The 16,722-nt window shown below is 38.8% G+C and carries 15 protein-coding genes; 13 read left to right on the top strand and 2 right to left on the bottom strand.

Annotation, left to right across the window (positions count from 1 at the left end; genetic code table 11):
- The 5 genes from F3G88_RS08740 to F3G88_RS08720 form a co-directional block, all read left to right on the top strand.
- Positions 1–808, top strand: an 808-nt coding sequence (locus F3G88_RS08740; protein WP_223228754.1) for a glycosyltransferase family protein, incomplete at its 5' end; no start/stop codon positions are given.
- A complete protein-coding gene (locus F3G88_RS08735; RefSeq protein ID WP_149715917.1) occupies positions 805–1,842 on the top strand; it encodes a glycosyltransferase family 4 protein in 1,038 nt (345 codons plus the stop codon). The genes F3G88_RS08740 and F3G88_RS08735, both read left to right, overlap by 4 nt.
- 1 nt (position 1,843) lies before the next feature.
- Positions 1,844–2,914, top strand: a complete 1,071-nt coding sequence (gene wecB / locus F3G88_RS08730; RefSeq protein WP_149715916.1) for a non-hydrolyzing UDP-N-acetylglucosamine 2-epimerase — start codon at positions 1,844–1,846, stop codon at positions 2,912–2,914.
- Positions 2,915–2,916: 2 nt separating this feature from the next.
- The gene (locus F3G88_RS08725; RefSeq protein ID WP_103573478.1) at positions 2,917–4,743 is read left to right on the top strand and encodes a glucosamine 6-phosphate synthetase; all 1,827 of its coding nucleotides are present in this window, start codon (positions 2,917–2,919) and stop codon (positions 4,741–4,743) included.
- An 8-nt stretch (positions 4,744–4,751) separates the two neighbouring features.
- A complete protein-coding gene (locus F3G88_RS08720) occupies positions 4,752–5,954 on the top strand; it encodes a glycosyltransferase family 4 protein (RefSeq protein ID WP_103573479.1) in 1,203 nt (400 codons plus the stop codon).
- Here the strand turns inward: F3G88_RS08720 and F3G88_RS08715 are convergent, their stop codons facing one another.
- On the bottom strand, positions 5,955–6,890 hold the full coding sequence (locus F3G88_RS08715) for a sugar transferase (protein ID WP_149715915.1): 936 nt from the start codon (positions 6,888–6,890) through the stop codon (positions 5,955–5,957).
- 103 nt (positions 6,891–6,993) lie between these two features.
- On the opposite strand from F3G88_RS08715, the gene F3G88_RS08710 reads away from it, so the two are divergent.
- Positions 6,994–7,977, top strand: a complete 984-nt coding sequence (locus F3G88_RS08710; RefSeq protein WP_103607869.1) for a YeiH family protein — start codon at positions 6,994–6,996, stop codon at positions 7,975–7,977.
- On the opposite strand, the gene nadD is transcribed toward F3G88_RS08710, so the two are convergent.
- Positions 7,961–8,842, bottom strand: coding sequence for a nicotinate (nicotinamide) nucleotide adenylyltransferase (gene nadD, locus F3G88_RS08705; protein WP_149715914.1), 882 nt, complete (start codon positions 8,840–8,842; stop codon positions 7,961–7,963). The genes F3G88_RS08710 and nadD overlap by 17 nt on opposite strands.
- Before the next feature lie 79 nt (positions 8,843–8,921).
- Here nadD and gap point away from each other — a divergent pair, with 79 nt between their 5' ends.
- From gap to F3G88_RS08670, 7 genes are all read left to right on the top strand, one after another.
- Complete coding sequence (gene gap, locus F3G88_RS08700) at positions 8,922–9,920, top strand: type I glyceraldehyde-3-phosphate dehydrogenase (RefSeq protein ID WP_149715913.1); 999 nt, start codon at positions 8,922–8,924, stop codon at positions 9,918–9,920.
- Positions 9,921–9,936: 16 nt separating this feature from the next.
- A complete protein-coding gene (locus F3G88_RS08695) occupies positions 9,937–11,136 on the top strand; it encodes a phosphoglycerate kinase (protein ID WP_149715912.1) in 1,200 nt (399 codons plus the stop codon).
- Positions 11,137–11,139: 3 nt separating this feature from the next.
- On the top strand, positions 11,140–11,823 hold the full coding sequence (locus F3G88_RS08690; protein WP_149715911.1) for a triose-phosphate isomerase: 684 nt from the start codon (positions 11,140–11,142) through the stop codon (positions 11,821–11,823).
- A gap of 218 nt (positions 11,824–12,041) precedes the next feature.
- The gene (gene fabI / locus F3G88_RS08685) at positions 12,042–12,860 is read left to right on the top strand and encodes an enoyl-ACP reductase FabI (protein ID WP_149715950.1); all 819 of its coding nucleotides are present in this window, start codon (positions 12,042–12,044) and stop codon (positions 12,858–12,860) included.
- Positions 12,861–12,938: 78 nt separating this feature from the next.
- Positions 12,939–13,607: a DUF2625 family protein gene (locus F3G88_RS08680; RefSeq protein WP_149715910.1), complete on the top strand. Its 669-nt coding sequence runs from the start codon at positions 12,939–12,941 to the stop codon at positions 13,605–13,607.
- A gap of 594 nt (positions 13,608–14,201) precedes the next feature.
- Entirely contained in the window at positions 14,202–15,224 is a 1,023-nt protein-coding gene (locus F3G88_RS08675; RefSeq protein WP_149715909.1) for an NADH:flavin oxidoreductase/NADH oxidase, read from the top strand.
- Between the two features lie 130 nt (positions 15,225–15,354).
- Complete coding sequence (locus F3G88_RS08670) at positions 15,355–16,701, top strand: FAD-dependent oxidoreductase (protein WP_149715908.1); 1,347 nt, start codon at positions 15,355–15,357, stop codon at positions 16,699–16,701.
- Positions 16,702–16,722: the final 21 nt, after the last annotated feature.

The following is a 16,722-nucleotide window of genomic DNA, read 5'->3' as shown; positions in this document are numbered from 1 at the left end:
ATATATGAGATATATGTTATATACTCCATTTTTATCAGAATTTATATCTACTAAATGCGTGGTTATGGAGATAAATGGAAATGATATGTTTGAATACAAATTGAGTAATATAATCAAATACTATTATAACTATTTTTTTAGAAAATTGATTTTGAATAAAATTAAGCACTATATATATGTTAGCCATGAGCTTAAAGATATGTATTATGGAGATTATAGAAATAATGTTGTTATATCAAACGGGGCTGATGTTTTAAGCCATCCATTAAAAAATAATGTTAACAGTAGGCCAAAACTAGTATTCGTTGGATCGCCAGGACAACCGTGGCAGGGATTTGATGTTGTTGTAGAGATGTCTAAGCTTTTTTTAGAATATGATTTTGTCATTATAGGCATATGTGGAGAAAATACGTCCAATCTAGAGTTTAAAGGCAAGTTAGCATCTACAGAGGTATTAAAAGAAATAAGCAAGGCTGATGTTGGTATAGGAACTTTGTGTATGTATGAATATCAAAAAATGAAAGAAGCTTCACCTCTAAAGACAAGAGATTATTTTTCGTGTGGTTTGCCGGTTGTATATGCATACAACGATACGGATCTGACTGGCAATGAGGCATTTGCTCTTAAGTTGGAAGAGGGCAGTAACCTAAAAGACAACTACTATAAAATTTATGAATTTGTAAGTAGGGTTTTTAGAAATCATCAAGTTAATGTTGCTGCTAGAAATTTTGCTGAAAAAAATCTAGATGTATCTGTAAAAGAGAGATTAAGGCTTTCTTTTTTTAATAGAGTGTTGTTGCAACAATGAAAAAAATAATATTCATAGCGGATGCTGGCTCAATACATACCAAAAAATGGGTAGATTATTTTATTGATTCTGGATATGATGTTTTTTTAGCAACTTTTTCCAAAACAAATATAACAAACTGTAAAAGTATTTTTTTTCTTAGCAATAAAACTGTTGATAATAGAGGAGGTAACTATTATTATTTATTCTATATTTTTAAATTGGCTAAAATTTTTAATGATGTTAAACCAAATGTTATAAATGCTCACTTTAGCTATAGTATGGGTCTTATTTCTTTCTTGGCTAAAAAAATTTCAAGCATAAAAGCATTATTTTGTGTTGTTTGCCATGGTAGTGATATTTTGAATAAAAATATTTTTTTAAAAATGATTAATAAAACTATTTTGAAGAGAACAGATGCTATTTTTGCTGTATCAGACCAAATAAGAGATAAAATTTTATCTTATGGCATAGATGCTAGTAGGGTATTTGTTGGTCAATATGGTATTGAAAAAATATCTTTAAAATATAGCGAAAAAAATATAGATATATTGTCAAATAGAGCGTTTGTGCCAAATTCTAGAATAGAAGAAGTGCTTGAATATTTAAAATACTTCAAAAATAGAAATTTAAAAATAGTTTTTGTTTTGCCTCACATAAGCGAAAACGATCTATTAAAGTTAAAACAAAGTTATAGTTTTATTGATTTTTACAAGAGCATGGATCATAGTGATTTATTAAAAAAAATGGATAGGACGAAAATATATATAAGCAATACAATGTCAGACGGTACTTCTTTGTCATTGTTGGAGGCTATGGCATGCGGTGCCGTTCCAGTTGTATCTAATATTATGTCGAATAGAAGCTGGGTGCTCGATGGAGTTAATGGTTTTTTATTTAATGATAGTGATCAATTTATAAACGCTATAGAGAAAATTCTAGACAACAATACTAAAGACATGATGCTTATAAACCAAAATATTATAAAACAGAGAGGACTATATATGGAGCAGATGAAAAAGATAGAAAAATTTATTAATAAATGGTTGATATAAAATGAAGCTTCTAACAATTTTAGGTGCAAGACCACAGTTTATAAAAGCAGGATCGGTGAGTCGAGAGATATCCAAATTTGATAGCATCAAAGAGATTATAGTTCACACTGGACAGCACTATGATGCAAACATGAGTGATATATTTTTTGATGAGATGCAAATACCAAAACCAAACTATTTTTTGGGCATTGGAGGTAAAACTCATGGTGCTATGACCGGACAGATGATGGAGAAAATAGAAGAGATAGCTTTCAATGTAAAGCCAGATATTATAATGGTATATGGCGATACAAATTCTACATTAGCTGGTGCATTAGTTGCTTCAAAGCTGCACATAAAGCTAGCCCATGTTGAAGCTGGGCTAAGAAGTTTTAATACAAAAATGCCCGAGGAGATCAATAGAATTTTGGCAGATCGTGTGAGTCAAATTTTATTTTGTCCTACTGATACCGCAGTGCAGAATTTGAAAAACGAAGGTTTTGAAAAATTTGACTGCAAAGTAATAAAAAGTGGCGATGTAATGCAAGATGGGGCAATATTTTATAAAAAGTTTGCAAAAAAGCCAAATTTGAATGTTGATAAAAAATTTATACTTTGTACTATACATAGGGCTGAAAATACAGATAATGAGGTTAGACTTAAGACTATTTTTGAAGCTTTAAATGATATAGCTAAAAATATCCAAGTTATCTTACCACTTCATCCAAGAACCAAAAAGATATTGCAAAATTTAAACATAAATACTATAAATCTTACCATTATAGAGCCAGTTGGTTATTTGGAAATGACATGGCTTATTGATAATTGCTTTTTTGTAATGACTGATAGCGGAGGACTTCAGAAAGAGGCATTTTTCTTTAAAAAACAGTGTATTACATTACGTGATGAAACGGAGTGGGTGGAGCTTGTAAAATGCAAGGCAAATATTTTAGTGGGCGCAAATAAAGATAAAATTTTAGCTGCCTTTTCAACTATAAAAACTTTTAATGAAAATAATTTGGAATTAAATTTATATGGTAATGGTAAGGCAAGCGAGATAATAGTTAATATGTTAAAAGAAATTGGAGTATAAGTATGTGTGGAATTTTTGGACAAATATCTAAAACAAGGATAAATAAAGAAAAATTTAAAAAATTAGTAAAACATGCTGAGCAAAGAGGTGTTGATTCAAGTGGTATAGCCTATTATGATACTGATGTATATAAAATTCTAAGAGCTGATTATAATATTGAAAAACTTTTAAATAATGTTAATCCGTATAAATCAAAGGTAGCATTTGGTCATAGTAGGCTAATAACAAATGGTTTTAATGATAATCAACCAGTTGTTAGAGATAAGATGTGTGTTATCCATAATGGAATTATTGTTAATGAACAAAAGATTTGGGATAATATAGGTCTTGATAGATTATACAAAATAGATTCAGAGTGTATAGTGGCTATTGCTCAGTATTGCTTAAAAGGTGGACTTAGTGTAGATGAGATACCAGAGAAAGTATTAAGCATGTGTCAAGGTGTGGTTGCATGTGCTTTATTGTTGCCAGAATATGGTAAGTTATTGCTTTTCTCAAATAATGGTAGTTTATATATTGGGCATTGTGAGGAGGATATTTATTTCGCGTCGGAGCGATATGCCTTGGATGAAATAGCATGCGAAGACATAGAGCAAGTAAAGCATAATTATAAAATTTTAGATATACCGTTTTGTGATAAAGATTTCATCATAAGCGACAATAATCAAAAAAGAGAAAATTTAATACCAGAATTTAAATTTATTAAAGCAGAAGATGCTCTGTTGGAATTTGGTCGTCCAGCTTTAAAAAGGTGCAAAAAATGTATTCTGCCAGAGACAATGCCATTTATAAAATTTGATGACGATGGTGTGTGTAATTATTGTAAGAACTATAAGTTAAGAAATAATCCAAAACCTAAGGAAGAATTGCTAAAGCTTGTTGAGCCTTATAGAAGAAGTGGCAATGATCTGGATTGCATAGTGCCGTTTTCTGGTGGTAGAGATAGCTGTTATGCTCTTCATTTAATAGTAAACGAATTAAAGATGAAGCCTGTAACATATACTTATGACTGGGGCATGGTTACTGATCTTGGTAGAAGAAATATTAGTAGAATGTGTTCTGAACTTGGTGTTGAAAATATTATTGTTGCGGCTGATATTTCAAAAAAAAGAGACAATATAAAAAAGAATTTAAATGCATGGTTGAAATCACCACATCTTGGCATGATGGCTATGCTTACAGCTGGTGACAAACATTTTTTTAGATATGTTGAGGTTATTAAAAAACAAACAGGTATAAATTTGAATCTTTGGGGTGTAAACCCACTTGAAGTGACGCATTTTAAAACAGGTTTTCTGGGTATAGCGCCTGATTTTGAGGAAAAACGCGTATATAGCCACGGTATTATGAAACAGCTCAAGTATCATGCAAAGAGATTTATGGCTATGCTTCAAAGCCCTGGATATTTTAACTCATCTTTATGGGATACGCTTTCTGGGGAGTACTATAGAAGTTTTACTGAGAAAAAAGATTATTATCATATATTTGATTATTGGCGTTGGGACGAGAACATTATAAATGATACCTTGGTAAACCAATACTCTTGGGAAAAAGCTGTAGATACAAGTACTACATGGCGTATAGGTGATGGAACGGCAGCTTTTTATAATTATGTGTACTATACAGTAGCTGGTTTTACAGAGCATGATACTTTTAGAAGCAATCAAATTAGGGAAGGACAAATAAGTAGAGATGAAGCATTGAAGTTGGTTAATGATGAAAATAGACCAAGATATCAAAATATAAAATGGTATTTGGATACACTAGGTCTAAATTTTGAGGATGTGATAAAAGTTGTTAATTCTATACCTAAGCTTTATTTCAAATAGGCTAAAAAATGAAGAGTGTGCTATTTTTAGGCCATTATAATGGCGGCAAAAAAGATTTTGATGCTAGACATTTTTTCTTTGCTAAAGAACTAGTAGAGCTTGGCTATAAAGCAACAATAATTAATGCTGCATTTTCACATAGAATTAGAGGTGCAATGGTTATATCTGAACCTTATAATAGTCATATCGAAGATGGTGTTAAATTTATAAGTATTAAGACACCAAAATATATTGGTAATGGTTTTGGGCGTATAATAAACATGTTTACTTTTGTTATTAATATTATTAGATACACAAATAGTATATTGGCAGAACTTGGAAAAGTAGATGTGATAGTGATGGCGTCTCCTCATCCATTTCAGTTTTTTGCAGCCAAGATATTATCCAGAAAACTGAAAGCAAAATTAATTATTGAGATAAAAGATATTTGGCCTTTATCCATTATAGAGATAATGAATACTAGCAAATTCCATCCATTTGTAGTATTGCTATCAATTACGGAGCGCTTAATGCATAGATACTCTGATTTAACAATTTCTCCTCTGGATAATTTAAATGAATATTTTAAAGATTATAATATAAAAGCAAATTCAGCGTTTGTTCCTACTGGTCTAAACTTAAGCTTTTATGACAATATAAACAGCGACGAGTTAAGTATAAAATTACCAGAAAATAAATTTATTATAGGTTATATTGGTGGATTAACTGAGTCAAATGCTATCGATTTTCTTTTAGAAACGGCATCTTTCTTTGATGATAATTATAAGGATATTGTTATTTTAATAGTTGGAGATGGTGCTCAAAGAGAAAAACTAACAAATATTTATAAGAATGAAAATATAATTTTCACTGGTGCATTATCCAAAGATGACGCTTTTAGAGTTATGCAACGGTGCAATGTCCTATATAGGGCGTCTCCTGGTTTAAATTTGGATAAATATGGCATATCTCCGTTGAAAATTAATGAATATATGTATTCGAAAACCCCAATAGTTCATGTTTTTGATTTGGAAGAACAAGATATGGTAAAAATAGCTAAATGCGGTATGAGTATAAAATTTGGTAGTAAAGAAGAACTTATAAATGCTATCTTAAAAATTTACAATATGCCAAAAGAAGAAAGAGAAAAAATGGGGCAAAACGGTAAAGAGTATGTGAAAAATAATTTATCGTATAAAGTATTAGTTAAAAAAATGATAGAAGTTTTGTGACTAAACTCCCTTTTTTTCAAATATGATTGCAATAGTTTTTGCTATGATCTTTATCTCCAGCCAAAGTGACCAGTGCTTTATGTAGTAAAGATCATACATCAGCTTTTGTTTGGCATCAAGTGCATTTGCGCCGTAAGGGTAGTTTACCTGTGCCCAGCCGGTGATACCAGGTCGGACGATGTGGCGTTCGTTGTAGTAAGGTATCTCTTTTTCAAAGAAATTTATCCAGTATCTTCGCTCTGGTCTTGGTCCTATTAGGTGCATCTGCCCGCGAAGCACATTTATGCACTGCGGTATCTCATCGATGCGAGTTTTGCGCATAAATTCGCCAAATTCAAAGACTCTCTCATCGTTTTTGCTAGCAAATTTAGCCCCGTCTTTTTCAGCGTCAACTACCATCGAGCGAAATTTAATACATTCAAATTCTTTGTTTCCAAGCCCAACCCTATTTTGCAAAAAGTAAAGGCTACCAGGCGACTGCTCGTCTATCTTTTTCTTTACGTAAAATTTAAGTACAAAAAGCATCACAAGAAGCAGTGAGCAGCTTACATAGTCGATCACACGTTTTAAGGCGTATTCAAGGGCATTATAGGGCTTGATATCGTTTAAAAAGTTTAAATTTTCGCCATTTTCTGGGATGTAGCACTTTTGCAGATAAATTTCTAAAAAGCTCTCCACATTTAGAAATTTGATCTTTTTATACTTCGTCTTAAACTGCAAAAGCGTGAGAAATCTCACCAGCTTGCCATCAACTGGCTTTTCAGTATTTAGCACTATGAGCCTTTGATCGCCTGATTTTATGAGATTTTCCAGTGCGCTTCGCAAAGCCTTAGCGTCGCTATTTTCATGGGATAAAAAATTTACCTGGCCAAATTTCTTCCTAAGCTTCTCTAGCTCGAGTTTGGTGAAAGTATATTTTTCGCCAAGGATGATCATAGGCCTATCCCTTTATCTTTATTTTAAATTTGCATTATAAAATTCGTCTAATTATACCCAAACGTGCTAATTGCATTTTTAAAAAAATAGTTAAGGTTAAAATATGTCTCATAAATTTCTTGCTGTGCTCGTTCTGGCGCTGATCTGTGCCATTTCTTTTGCGCTCTCAAACACGGTTTTGGCTAAATTTCACACTAGTCCGCTCATCATCTCGATCATTCTTGGCGCCATTTTTGCAAATCTTTTCACCAAACAGACTCAAATTTTAAAAAGTAGTGGCGTCGTGGCGATCGCTGGGAAGCAAATTTTAAGACTTGGTATCATACTTTTTGGCTTTAACATAAGCCTTAGCCAGATCGCAAGTGTCGGCACTCTAGGCGTGATATACGCAGCTTTTATGGTCTTTGCGACCTTTGTCTTTGCACTTTTTGCCGCTAAGGCTTTGGGGCTTAGCAAGGATAGTGCCGTGCTCATTGGCTCAGGGGCAAGCATATGTGGCGCAGCTGCTGTCATGGCTACTCAAAATGAGATAAAAGCGGACGCAAACAAGCTTGCTATCGCCATTTGCACGGTGGTGCTATTTGGGACGATTGGCATGTTTATCTACCCATTTATCGCTAAATTTCTAGCTCTCACGCCACAGCAAACTGGCTTTTTTATCGGCGGCTCGCTTCACGAGGTAGCTCATGTAGTGGCAGCCTCAGCAGCATTTGATAGCACGACAAGCAGCACCGCTGTCATCATAAAAATGCTTCGCGTCATCATGCTAGTGCCATTTTTGTTTTTGCTAAATTTCTTAAATTTAAGCCAAAATAGTGACGGCTCAAAGCTAAAGAGCATTCCGTGGTTTGCGCTATTTTTCCTAGTGGCGATCTGTGTTAGGTCTTTGCCATTTTTCCCTGAAAATTTGGTGCAAATTTTAAAGCTCTTAGCTAGCATATGCCTTTGCGTGGCGATGTGTGCGTTGGGGTTTGGGATAGATAGGAGTATATTTAAAGCGACGGGCAAAAAGCCATTTTTGCTAGCATTTTTTATATTTTTATGGCTTATTTGCTCATCGCTTGTCTTTGTTAAGACTCTTTGCTAGTTTTTAGCTTTTGCAAAAACTCTTCGATGTTGTATTTTGCTCTGTAGGCTGGGCTCAAAAGATGTATCAAAATGTCGCCAAGGTCCATCACGATCCAATCAGGCGAGCTCTCTGTGCCTATAAATTTCTCTCCAAGAGGCTTTAGCTCCTCTTTTAGATCTTCACTCAGCGAATAAGCGTGCCTCTCACCGAGCGTAGTAGCGATAACTACGGCCTTTACGAAATAATCATCCCCGCTCATATCAAACACTTGTATCTCTTCAGCCTTTTTTGCGTCTAAAACCTTAACTATACTTTCGGTGCGCTCTTGCATCGATCTTTCCTGCATCTTTAATCCTTGGTAAAAATTTATAATCTCATCTTTTATCTCGCTAGGCAGCTCATCAAGCCCCTTTTGATGCCTGATCTGCGACGAGCTAACATTCACATGCACGTCCATTTTTTGTAAATTTTGTGGAATTTCTATGTGATTGCGCTTGGCGATCACAAACTGCACTAAATTTTTTAGCTCCTCGTAGCCGTGCCACTTATCAAGCGTGGCTAGGTGGTCCGCGCCTATTATGAGATAAAATTTCTCTATCTTGAATTTCTCATACAAATACTTAACCGTCTCTATGGTAGGCACTGGGCGAGCTAAATTTATCTCATAGTCTGAGATCTCGACCTTCTCTAGGCCGCCCCAAATTTCTCTTATCCACTTTAGGCGAAGCTCTGGCGGAGCTGAAAATTCGCTCTTAAAGGGACTTATAAAAGTTGGCATGATGATGAGCTTGTCGATATCAAGGCCGCTTAGTGCCATTTTTACAATGCTATCGTGTCCTAAATGAACCGGATCAAAGCTCCCGCCAAAAAGTGCTAACTTCATCTATTAAAGTGCCTTGTTTATATTTGTTTTAAAATTCTTTTTTGTAGAATTAGGCGTAATTATATCAAAAGGAGCTAAGATGTCAGTTAAAGTAGCAATAAACGGCTTTGGGCGTATCGGTAGGTGTGCTGCTCGTATTATTTTAGAGCGAGATGATGTTGAGCTTGTCGCTATTAACGACACCGCAACAAGGGATATGACGAGGTATTTGCTCAAATACGACAGCGTGCATGGCGAATTTAAGCAAGACGTTAAGGTGATAAGCGACGAATTTATAGAAGTAAATGGCAAAAAGATAAGAGTTTTTTCTACTAGAGATCTAAACGAGCTTAGCTACGCAGACTACGGCGTAGACGTGGTTTTAGAGTGCACTGGCAAGTTTTTAACCACCGAAAAATGTGAGCCATATCTTGCTCGCGGCGTCAAAAAAGTCGTCATGAGCGCTCCAGCAAAAGACGACACTGCCACATTTGTAGTTGGCGTAAATGACGATAAATACGCAGGCGAAGCGATCGTCTCAAACGCAAGCTGCACCACAAACGGCCTAGCTCCAGTGGCAAAGGTGCTAAACGATAAATTTGGCATCGTAAAGGGGCTCATGACTACGATCCACGCATATACAAATGGCCAAAGCCTAGTTGATGTAAAGGCTAAAGATTTCCGCCGCTCACGCGCAGCAGCGCTAAATATCGGACCTACAACCACCGGAGCTGCAAAAGCGATCGCTAAAGTGCTCCCCGAGCTAAGCGGCAAGCTGCACGGCCAAGCAGTGCGCGTGCCAGTGGCAAACGTATCAATGGTCGATCTAACGGCGGTTTTAAAAAGACCAGCTAGCAAAGAGGAGATAAACGAGGCATTTAGAGCGGCTGCAGAGTCAAATTTAAAGGGAATTTTATTTGTTGATGACGACTACAGAGTTAGCAGCGACTTTTGCACAAGCACCTTTAGCAGCATCGTAGCGAGCGACACTACGCAGGTCATCGCTGATGATATGGTGAAGGTTTTTGCGTGGTACGACAACGAGTGGGGCTACTCAACAAGGCTTGTAGATCTTGCTAAGATCGTGGCTACAAAGTAAATTTAAAGGGTGAAAAATGAGTGATATTTTATCGATCAACGACCTTGAGCTTAACGGTGCAAAAGTCTTTATAAGGTGTGATTTTAACGTGCCTATGGATGAGTTTTTAAACATCACTGATGACCGCAGGATCCGCTCAGCGATACCAACTATCCGCTACTGCCTAGATAACGGCTGCAGCGTGGTTTTGGCTAGTCACCTTGGACGTCCAAAAAACGGCTTTGAGGAGAAATTTTCACTTCGCGGCGTAGCAAAAAGACTATCAAGACTGCTTGATAGAGAGGTGATATTTGCTGAAGATGTGATCGGAAATGACGCTAAGACAAAGGCTGAAGCGCTAAAAACTGGCGAAATTTTGATGATAGAAAATTTACGCTTTGAAAAGGGCGAAACCAAAAATGACGAGGCTTTGGCAAAAGAGCTTTCAGAATTTGGCGAATTTTACATAAACGACGCATTTGGCGTTTGCCACAGAGCTCACGCATCGGTTGAAGCGATCACTAAATTTTACGATGAAAAGCACAAGGCGGCAGGATTTTTACTACAAAAAGAGATAAATTTCGCTCAAAATTTGATAAAACATCCATCACGTCCATTTGTCGCAGTTGTCGGTGGCAGCAAGGTGAGCGGTAAGCTTCAAGCATTACATAACCTTTTGCCACGTGTTGATAAGCTCATAATTGGCGGTGGCATGGCATTTACATTTTTAAAATCACTTGGCGAAAACATCGGAAATTCGCTCCTTGAAGAAGAGCTCATCGAAGATGCAAGGCAAATTTTACAAAAAGGCAAAGAGCTAGGAGTGAAAATTTACCTGCCAGTAGATGTCGTCGCTGCTCAGACATTTTCGGCTGAAAGTGCCGTGAAATACGTCCCAGCTCAAGAGATCCCAAATGGCTGGATGGGGCTTGACATCGGACCAGCGTCGATTAGGCTATTTAAAGAGGTCATCGCCGATGCGCAAACCATCTGGTGGAACGGACCTATGGGCGTTTTTGAGATGGATAAATTTAGCAAAGGCAGTATCAAAATGAGCCACGCTATCATCGACACTCACGCGACAACCGTCGTTGGCGGCGGTGATACGGCTGACGTGGTCGAGCGCGCTGGAGATGCCGACGAGATGACATTTATCTCAACTGGCGGCGGTGCGAGCTTGGAGCTCATTGAAGGCAAAGAGCTGCCTGGCATAAAACCGCTTAGAAAAGAGGAGTAGGTCTTGAAATTTCTAGCGAATTTAAAGTGCAACCACACAAGAGAGAGCTTTAGAGAGTACGCGAAAATTTTAGACGCAAATTTAAGCGCAAACGACGATGTGAGCGTATTTGCTCCAGCTAGTGCCTTTGATGAAAAAAGGCATATTTTTAGGCTAGGGGCGCAGAATTTCTACCCTTGCGAGAGTGGGGCATTTACCGGCGAGATCGGCAAGGCTATGCTTGATGAATTTGATATCAAAGATGTGCTGATCGGCCACTCTGAGAGGCGTGAAATTTTAAAAGAGAGCGAGGAGTTTTTGCGAGCGAAATTTGACTTTGCTGCAAAAAATGGCTGGAATATCATCTACTGCATCGGCGAAAATTTAAGCACAAACGAAAGCGGAGCGACCAAAGAATTTCTAAGCCGCCAGCTTGAAAATATAGACCTTGGCTATAAAAATTTAGTCATCGCCTACGAGCCGATCTGGGCGATAGGAACTGGCAAGAGTGCTGGCATAGAGCAGATAGATGAGGTGCTAAGTTTCTTAAAGACAAAGGCAAATGTGCCGCTACTTTACGGTGGAAGCGTCAATGCAGCAAACATAGCTGATATCGCAGGTATAAAGAGCTGCGATGGGGTGCTAGTAGGCACAGCCAGCTGGGATGCGAATAATTTTCTAGGGCTTATTAGCGCGGCATCTCGCTGATAAATTTAAACGATCTTGCAAATTTCACCCTGCGACAGGCTATTTTGCCTAGTCTTGGGATGAAATTTACTGCGAAACATTTAAATTTACCTAGCGATATATCCGCTTGTTGGTTTATTTAAATTTCGAAACGCAAATTTAAACATCTGGAGTTGCGTGATACTGCCGCTATTAAATTTGGTTTAAAATTTGAATTGCAAAATTTTAAAGGAGAAATGATGATTTTAAAGGGTAAAAAAGGTCTTATCGTAGGCGTCGCTAATGCGAAATCAATCGCTTACGGCATCGCAAAAGCTTGTCACGATCAAGGTGCGCAGATGGCATTTACATACCTAAATGACGCTCTTAAAAAGCGCGTTGAGCCGATCGCTGAGGAGTTTGGAAGTAAATTTGTCTACGAGCTTGACGTAAATAACCAAGAACATTTAGATGGGCTTGCTAGCCAAATCAAAAAAGACCTTGGCGAGATTGATTTTGTCGTGCACGCTGTGGCGTATGCACCAAAAGAAGCGCTTGAGGGCGAGTTTGTAAATACCACAAAAGAGGCATTTGACATAGCGATGGGCACTAGTGTTTATTCGCTGTTAAGCCTTACTCGCGCGGTCCTACCGGTGCTAAAAGAGGGTGGCTCGGTGCTAACTCTTACATATCTTGGCGGACCAAAATTTGTGCCACACTACAACGTCATGGGCGTTGCTAAAGCCGCACTTGAAAGCTCTGTTCGTTACCTAGCGCACGACCTTGGCGCTAAAAATATCCGCGTAAATGCGATCAGCGCAGGTCCTATCAAAACGCTTGCTGCAAGCGGTATAGGCGACTTTAGGATGATTTTACGCTACAACGAAGTAAATAGCCCACTAAAACGCAACGTCACGACTGAAGACGTCGGCAACAGTGCTATGTACCTACTTAGCGACTTAGCTAGCGGCGTAACAGGCGAAGTTCACTACGTAGATTGTGGCTACAACATCATGGGCATGGGCGACGTGGCTACCGATGCCGAGGGCAACACTATCCTAGCTTGGGACGCAAAATAACCTATCTATATAAATTTGGCGGGGCGGCTCGCCAAATTCTTCTTTTAAATTTCACCGAATTTATCGAAAGGACAGAAAATGAGAGCTTTAGACGAGCTTATAGACGTAAATGAGCCAGGTTGGGTGCTGATCGAAGAGTGGCTAAAAGAGGCCAAAAACGACTATGAAATTTTGCCTTGCGATGAGAGCAGGGCGCAAAGTGAGCTTTTAGGGCTTCAAGTTACCACTCGCTCACCGATGGGAGCGCTTGTTTATGGGTGCGGCGGCATAGTGATAGATGGCGGCTGGCTGCGTGTGCTTGGCTCAGGATGTGAGCAGATAAAGCGCGGAATTTACAGCTTTAATCTTGGCAAAAGCTTTAGCGAAGCAGGGCAGATGCCTAGCTATTTGCTCGTGGCGGACGATGTTTTGGGTGGATTTTTCGCGGTAAATGGCGGTGTCTTTGGTGGCAAAGCTGGCAACGTCTTTTACTACGCACCAGACAGCGGCAAATGGGAAGATACGCAGCTTGGCTACTCGCAGTTTTTATACTGGGCGTTATGCGGCGATATATCTAAATTTTACGAGCTTTACCGCTGGAGTGGCTGGCGCGATGATGTGAGAAATTTTAGCCTTGATAAGGTTATGTTTGCGCTACCACCACTTCTTTGGCAAGACGCCGACGTAAGGGCAAGGCTAAAAGATATGAAAAAGGATGGCATTAATATTGATGAGTATTTTGTTTCTTTGTTTAAGGAGGAGAAATAGATAAATTTTAGTAGCTTTACAAATTTTAAAATCTTATTCACTCACCTTAGTAACTTACTAAATTCAGGTCTCGTTATCACTTGCCACTAAGTTTAGAGCCGTGATATGCTCGTTTATAAATTTTAAAATTTGATTGACACTTGCATGATGATAAAACGCATGCGGCGCAAAGCGTTATCGCATGCCACCTCTAACGTCGTAGGGCTTTACTTCGACTTCGTCTCGTAACTGCAAAGCAGACAGGGGATTGTTAAGGGGGAAGGGAGCGACTTCGTAATTCAAGCCTCTTCCCCCTTAACAAAGAAATAAAACTTTAAATTTTAAAAATCTATTTTGCAAATTTTAAAATTCCATTCACTCGCAAGAATTGACTACTAAAATTTGGCTTCGCTTATAGCTTAGCTCAAATTTTAGAGCCGAAATTACTCGTTCATGAAATTTTAAAATTTACTTGACACTCATTTGATTTGACAAAACAAATTTGCAATTTTTAAAATTTACTAAACACTTTTAAGATCATAAAACGAAAATCTCTATAAATCCAAGAATTTAAACAAATATCCTAAAATAACCAAAAAATTTAAAGGAAATTTCATGCAAAATAAGCTTTTTACGCCGCTTAAGATAGGCGGCATCGAGATAAAAAACCGCATTATCATGGCTCCGATGTGCATGTATGAGGTCAAAAAAGAGGATGGTCGTCCAAGGTGCTTTCACAAGCTACACTACGCTACAAGGGCGATAGGCGGCGTTGGTATGATCATCGTTGAGGCGACGGCTGTTGAGGCGCGTGGCAGGATCACTAAAAAAGACCTTGGCCTTTGGAGTGACGAGCAGATCGAGGCTCACGCGGAGCTGGTAAAAGGATGTGCTAAATATGGCGCCAAAATGGCCGTCCAGCTAGCTCACGCTGGCAGAAAGGGCACGTGTGAAGACATCATTGCGCCAAGCATGATCAAATTTAGCGATGACTACGCCACGCCAAAAGAGATGAACGCGCAGGATATCGCAATCGTCAAGCAAAGCTTTGTGGAGGCGGCTATTAGGGCAAAGAGCGCAGGATACGAGGCTGTGGAGATACACGCGGCGCATGGATATTTGATAAATCAATTTTTATGCGCTGGCACCAACGAGCGAGATGACGAATACGGCGGCACTTTTGAAAACCGCATAAGGCTGCTGCTTGAAATTTTAAGAGAGATTAAGGCTGGCGCTAATATCACTGTTGGCGTGAGGATAAGTGCAAGTAGCTGGCTTAAGGGCGACTGGGACATAGAGGAGAGCGTAAAGCTAGCACGTGAGCTAGATAAAAATGGAGCTGACTTCATCCACGTCTCAGCTGGCGGTGTCTATGCAAAGGTTGATAGCGCGCCTAAATTTACGCCTCTTTATCAGGCTGGCTACGCAAAAGCGGTGAAAAATGCAGTTAAAATTCCAGTCTTTGCAGTGGGACTTATCACAAAAGCAAGCGAGTGCGAAGCGTTGCTGCTTGGCGATGTTTGCGATGGCGTAGCGCTTGGCAGGGAGCTACTACGCAACCCATATTTTGCTTTTGGCGCCATGAAAGAATTTGGCGAAAGCGAAAAGATAGAAAACGCTTATAAAAGGGCATACTAAGATTTTATGGCAAGGTGAGAGCCTTGCCAAATTTCACTTTTACACAGCCTATTTTTCACACGCTGCTTTTTGCTGTTTGATTTAAATTTAATATAGTATCATTTGTGCGACTAAACTTTCAGGGGAGAAAATGAGGCAAAAGCACTTTGAAGTGGCAATTGTTGGAGCGGGCATTAGTGGGACGGCACTCTTTTACGAGTTGGCTGCATTTAGCGATATAAAAAAGGTCGCGCTTTTAGAAAAATATGACGGCGTAGCGACGCTAAATTCAAGCGGCAAGGGCAACTCGCAGACCATCCACTGCGGCGATATCGAGACAAACTACACGCTAGAAAAGGCAAAAAAGGTCTCACAAGTGGCAAATATGCCAGTAAAATACGCTCTAAAATACAACCTAGAGGGCAAATATATGTTCGCTCATCAAAAGATGACGCTAGCCATCGGAGATGCCGAAGTAGAGCGCATCAAGGAGCGATATGAGAGCTTTAAAGAGCTGTTTGCTTATCTTGAAATTTATGACAAAGAGAAGTTAAAACAGATCGAGCCAAACGTCGTTTTTGATGCAAATGGCAATGATCGCCCAGAAAATATCATCGCTATTGGCACGCAAAATGGGCAGTATACTACGATGGACTTTGGTGGCGTGGCAAATTCGCTCGTTCAAAATGCGCTAAATTTAGGCGGAGATGGCTATGAGATCAGCCTAAGCTCAGAAGTGACTGATATGAAAAAGGTGGGTGATACCTTTCATATCAAGATAAATGACGGCGAAGTGATCACAGCAAACTACGTCGTAGTCGATGCTGGAGCGCACTCGCTATTTTTAGCTCACAAGATGGGTTATGGGCTACATCTTAGCACGCTACCAGTTGCTGGAAGCTTTTACTTTGCTAACAAGCGCCTGCTAAACGGCAAAGTCTATATGGTGCAAAACGACAAGCTACCATTTGCTGCACTTCACGGCGACCCAGACATCCTAGCTAATGGCAACACTCGCTTTGGCCCAACAGCCCTTGTCATACCAAAGCTTGAGAGATTTCACGGCTGTTCTAGCTTTTTTGACTTTTTAAAGTGCCTAAAATTTGACAAAAACGTCCTTGAAGTCTTTACAAATTTACTAAAAGACGAGGATATAAGGTCATATATTTTGCGAAATTTCTTATTTGAAGTGCCATTTATCAACAAAAAAGAATTTGTTAAAGACGCCAGAAAGATCGTGCCAAGCCTAAGCGAAAATGACCTAAGCTACGCTGTAAATTTTGGTGGTGTAAGGCCACAGGTGATCGACCGCAACAAAAAAAGGCTTGAGCTTGGCGAGGGCAAGATCAGCACAGGCGAGGGCATAAGTTTTAACATGACACCAAGCCCAGGGGCTACTAGCTGTTTTGAAACGGCGAGGGCTGATATGGAGGAAATTTGTAAATTTTTGGGCAAAAATTTCGACGAAGAGAAATTTAACGCCGAGTTTTTTGGGTAGGAAATGGGAGTATTTGATATT

Origin of the sequence: Campylobacter concisus, from assembly GCF_902460675.1 — a bacterium.
In the GTDB taxonomy this organism is placed as follows: domain Bacteria; phylum Campylobacterota; class Campylobacteria; order Campylobacterales; family Campylobacteraceae; genus Campylobacter_A; species Campylobacter_A concisus_AJ.
The sequence above is the reverse complement of the archived record's forward strand: the minus strand, read 5'-3'. Positions and strand labels throughout refer to the sequence as shown.

Excerpts from the sequence above, each read along its gene's own strand:
- F3G88_RS08735 (WP_149715917.1), top strand. The coding sequence starts at position 805 with ATGAAAAAAATAATATTCATAGCGGATGCTGGCTCAATACATACCAAA.
- wecB (WP_149715916.1), top strand. The coding sequence starts at position 1,844 with ATGAAGCTTCTAACAATTTTAGGTGCAAGACCACAGTTTATAAAAGCA.
- F3G88_RS08725 (WP_103573478.1), top strand. The coding sequence starts at position 2,917 with ATGTGTGGAATTTTTGGACAAATATCTAAAACAAGGATAAATAAAGAA.
- F3G88_RS08720 (WP_103573479.1), top strand. The coding sequence starts at position 4,752 with ATGAAGAGTGTGCTATTTTTAGGCCATTATAATGGCGGCAAAAAAGAT.
- F3G88_RS08715 (WP_149715915.1), bottom strand. The coding sequence starts at position 6,890 with ATGATCATCCTTGGCGAAAAATATACTTTCACCAAACTCGAGCTAGAG.
- F3G88_RS08710 (WP_103607869.1), top strand. The coding sequence starts at position 6,994 with ATGTCTCATAAATTTCTTGCTGTGCTCGTTCTGGCGCTGATCTGTGCC.
- nadD (WP_149715914.1), bottom strand. The coding sequence starts at position 8,842 with ATGAAGTTAGCACTTTTTGGCGGGAGCTTTGATCCGGTTCATTTAGGA.
- gap (WP_149715913.1), top strand. The coding sequence starts at position 8,922 with ATGTCAGTTAAAGTAGCAATAAACGGCTTTGGGCGTATCGGTAGGTGT.
- F3G88_RS08695 (WP_149715912.1), top strand. The coding sequence starts at position 9,937 with ATGAGTGATATTTTATCGATCAACGACCTTGAGCTTAACGGTGCAAAA.
- fabI (WP_149715950.1), top strand. The coding sequence starts at position 12,042 with ATGATTTTAAAGGGTAAAAAAGGTCTTATCGTAGGCGTCGCTAATGCG.
- F3G88_RS08680 (WP_149715910.1), top strand. The coding sequence starts at position 12,939 with ATGAGAGCTTTAGACGAGCTTATAGACGTAAATGAGCCAGGTTGGGTG.
- F3G88_RS08675 (WP_149715909.1), top strand. The coding sequence starts at position 14,202 with ATGCAAAATAAGCTTTTTACGCCGCTTAAGATAGGCGGCATCGAGATA.
- F3G88_RS08670 (WP_149715908.1), top strand. The coding sequence starts at position 15,355 with ATGAGGCAAAAGCACTTTGAAGTGGCAATTGTTGGAGCGGGCATTAGT.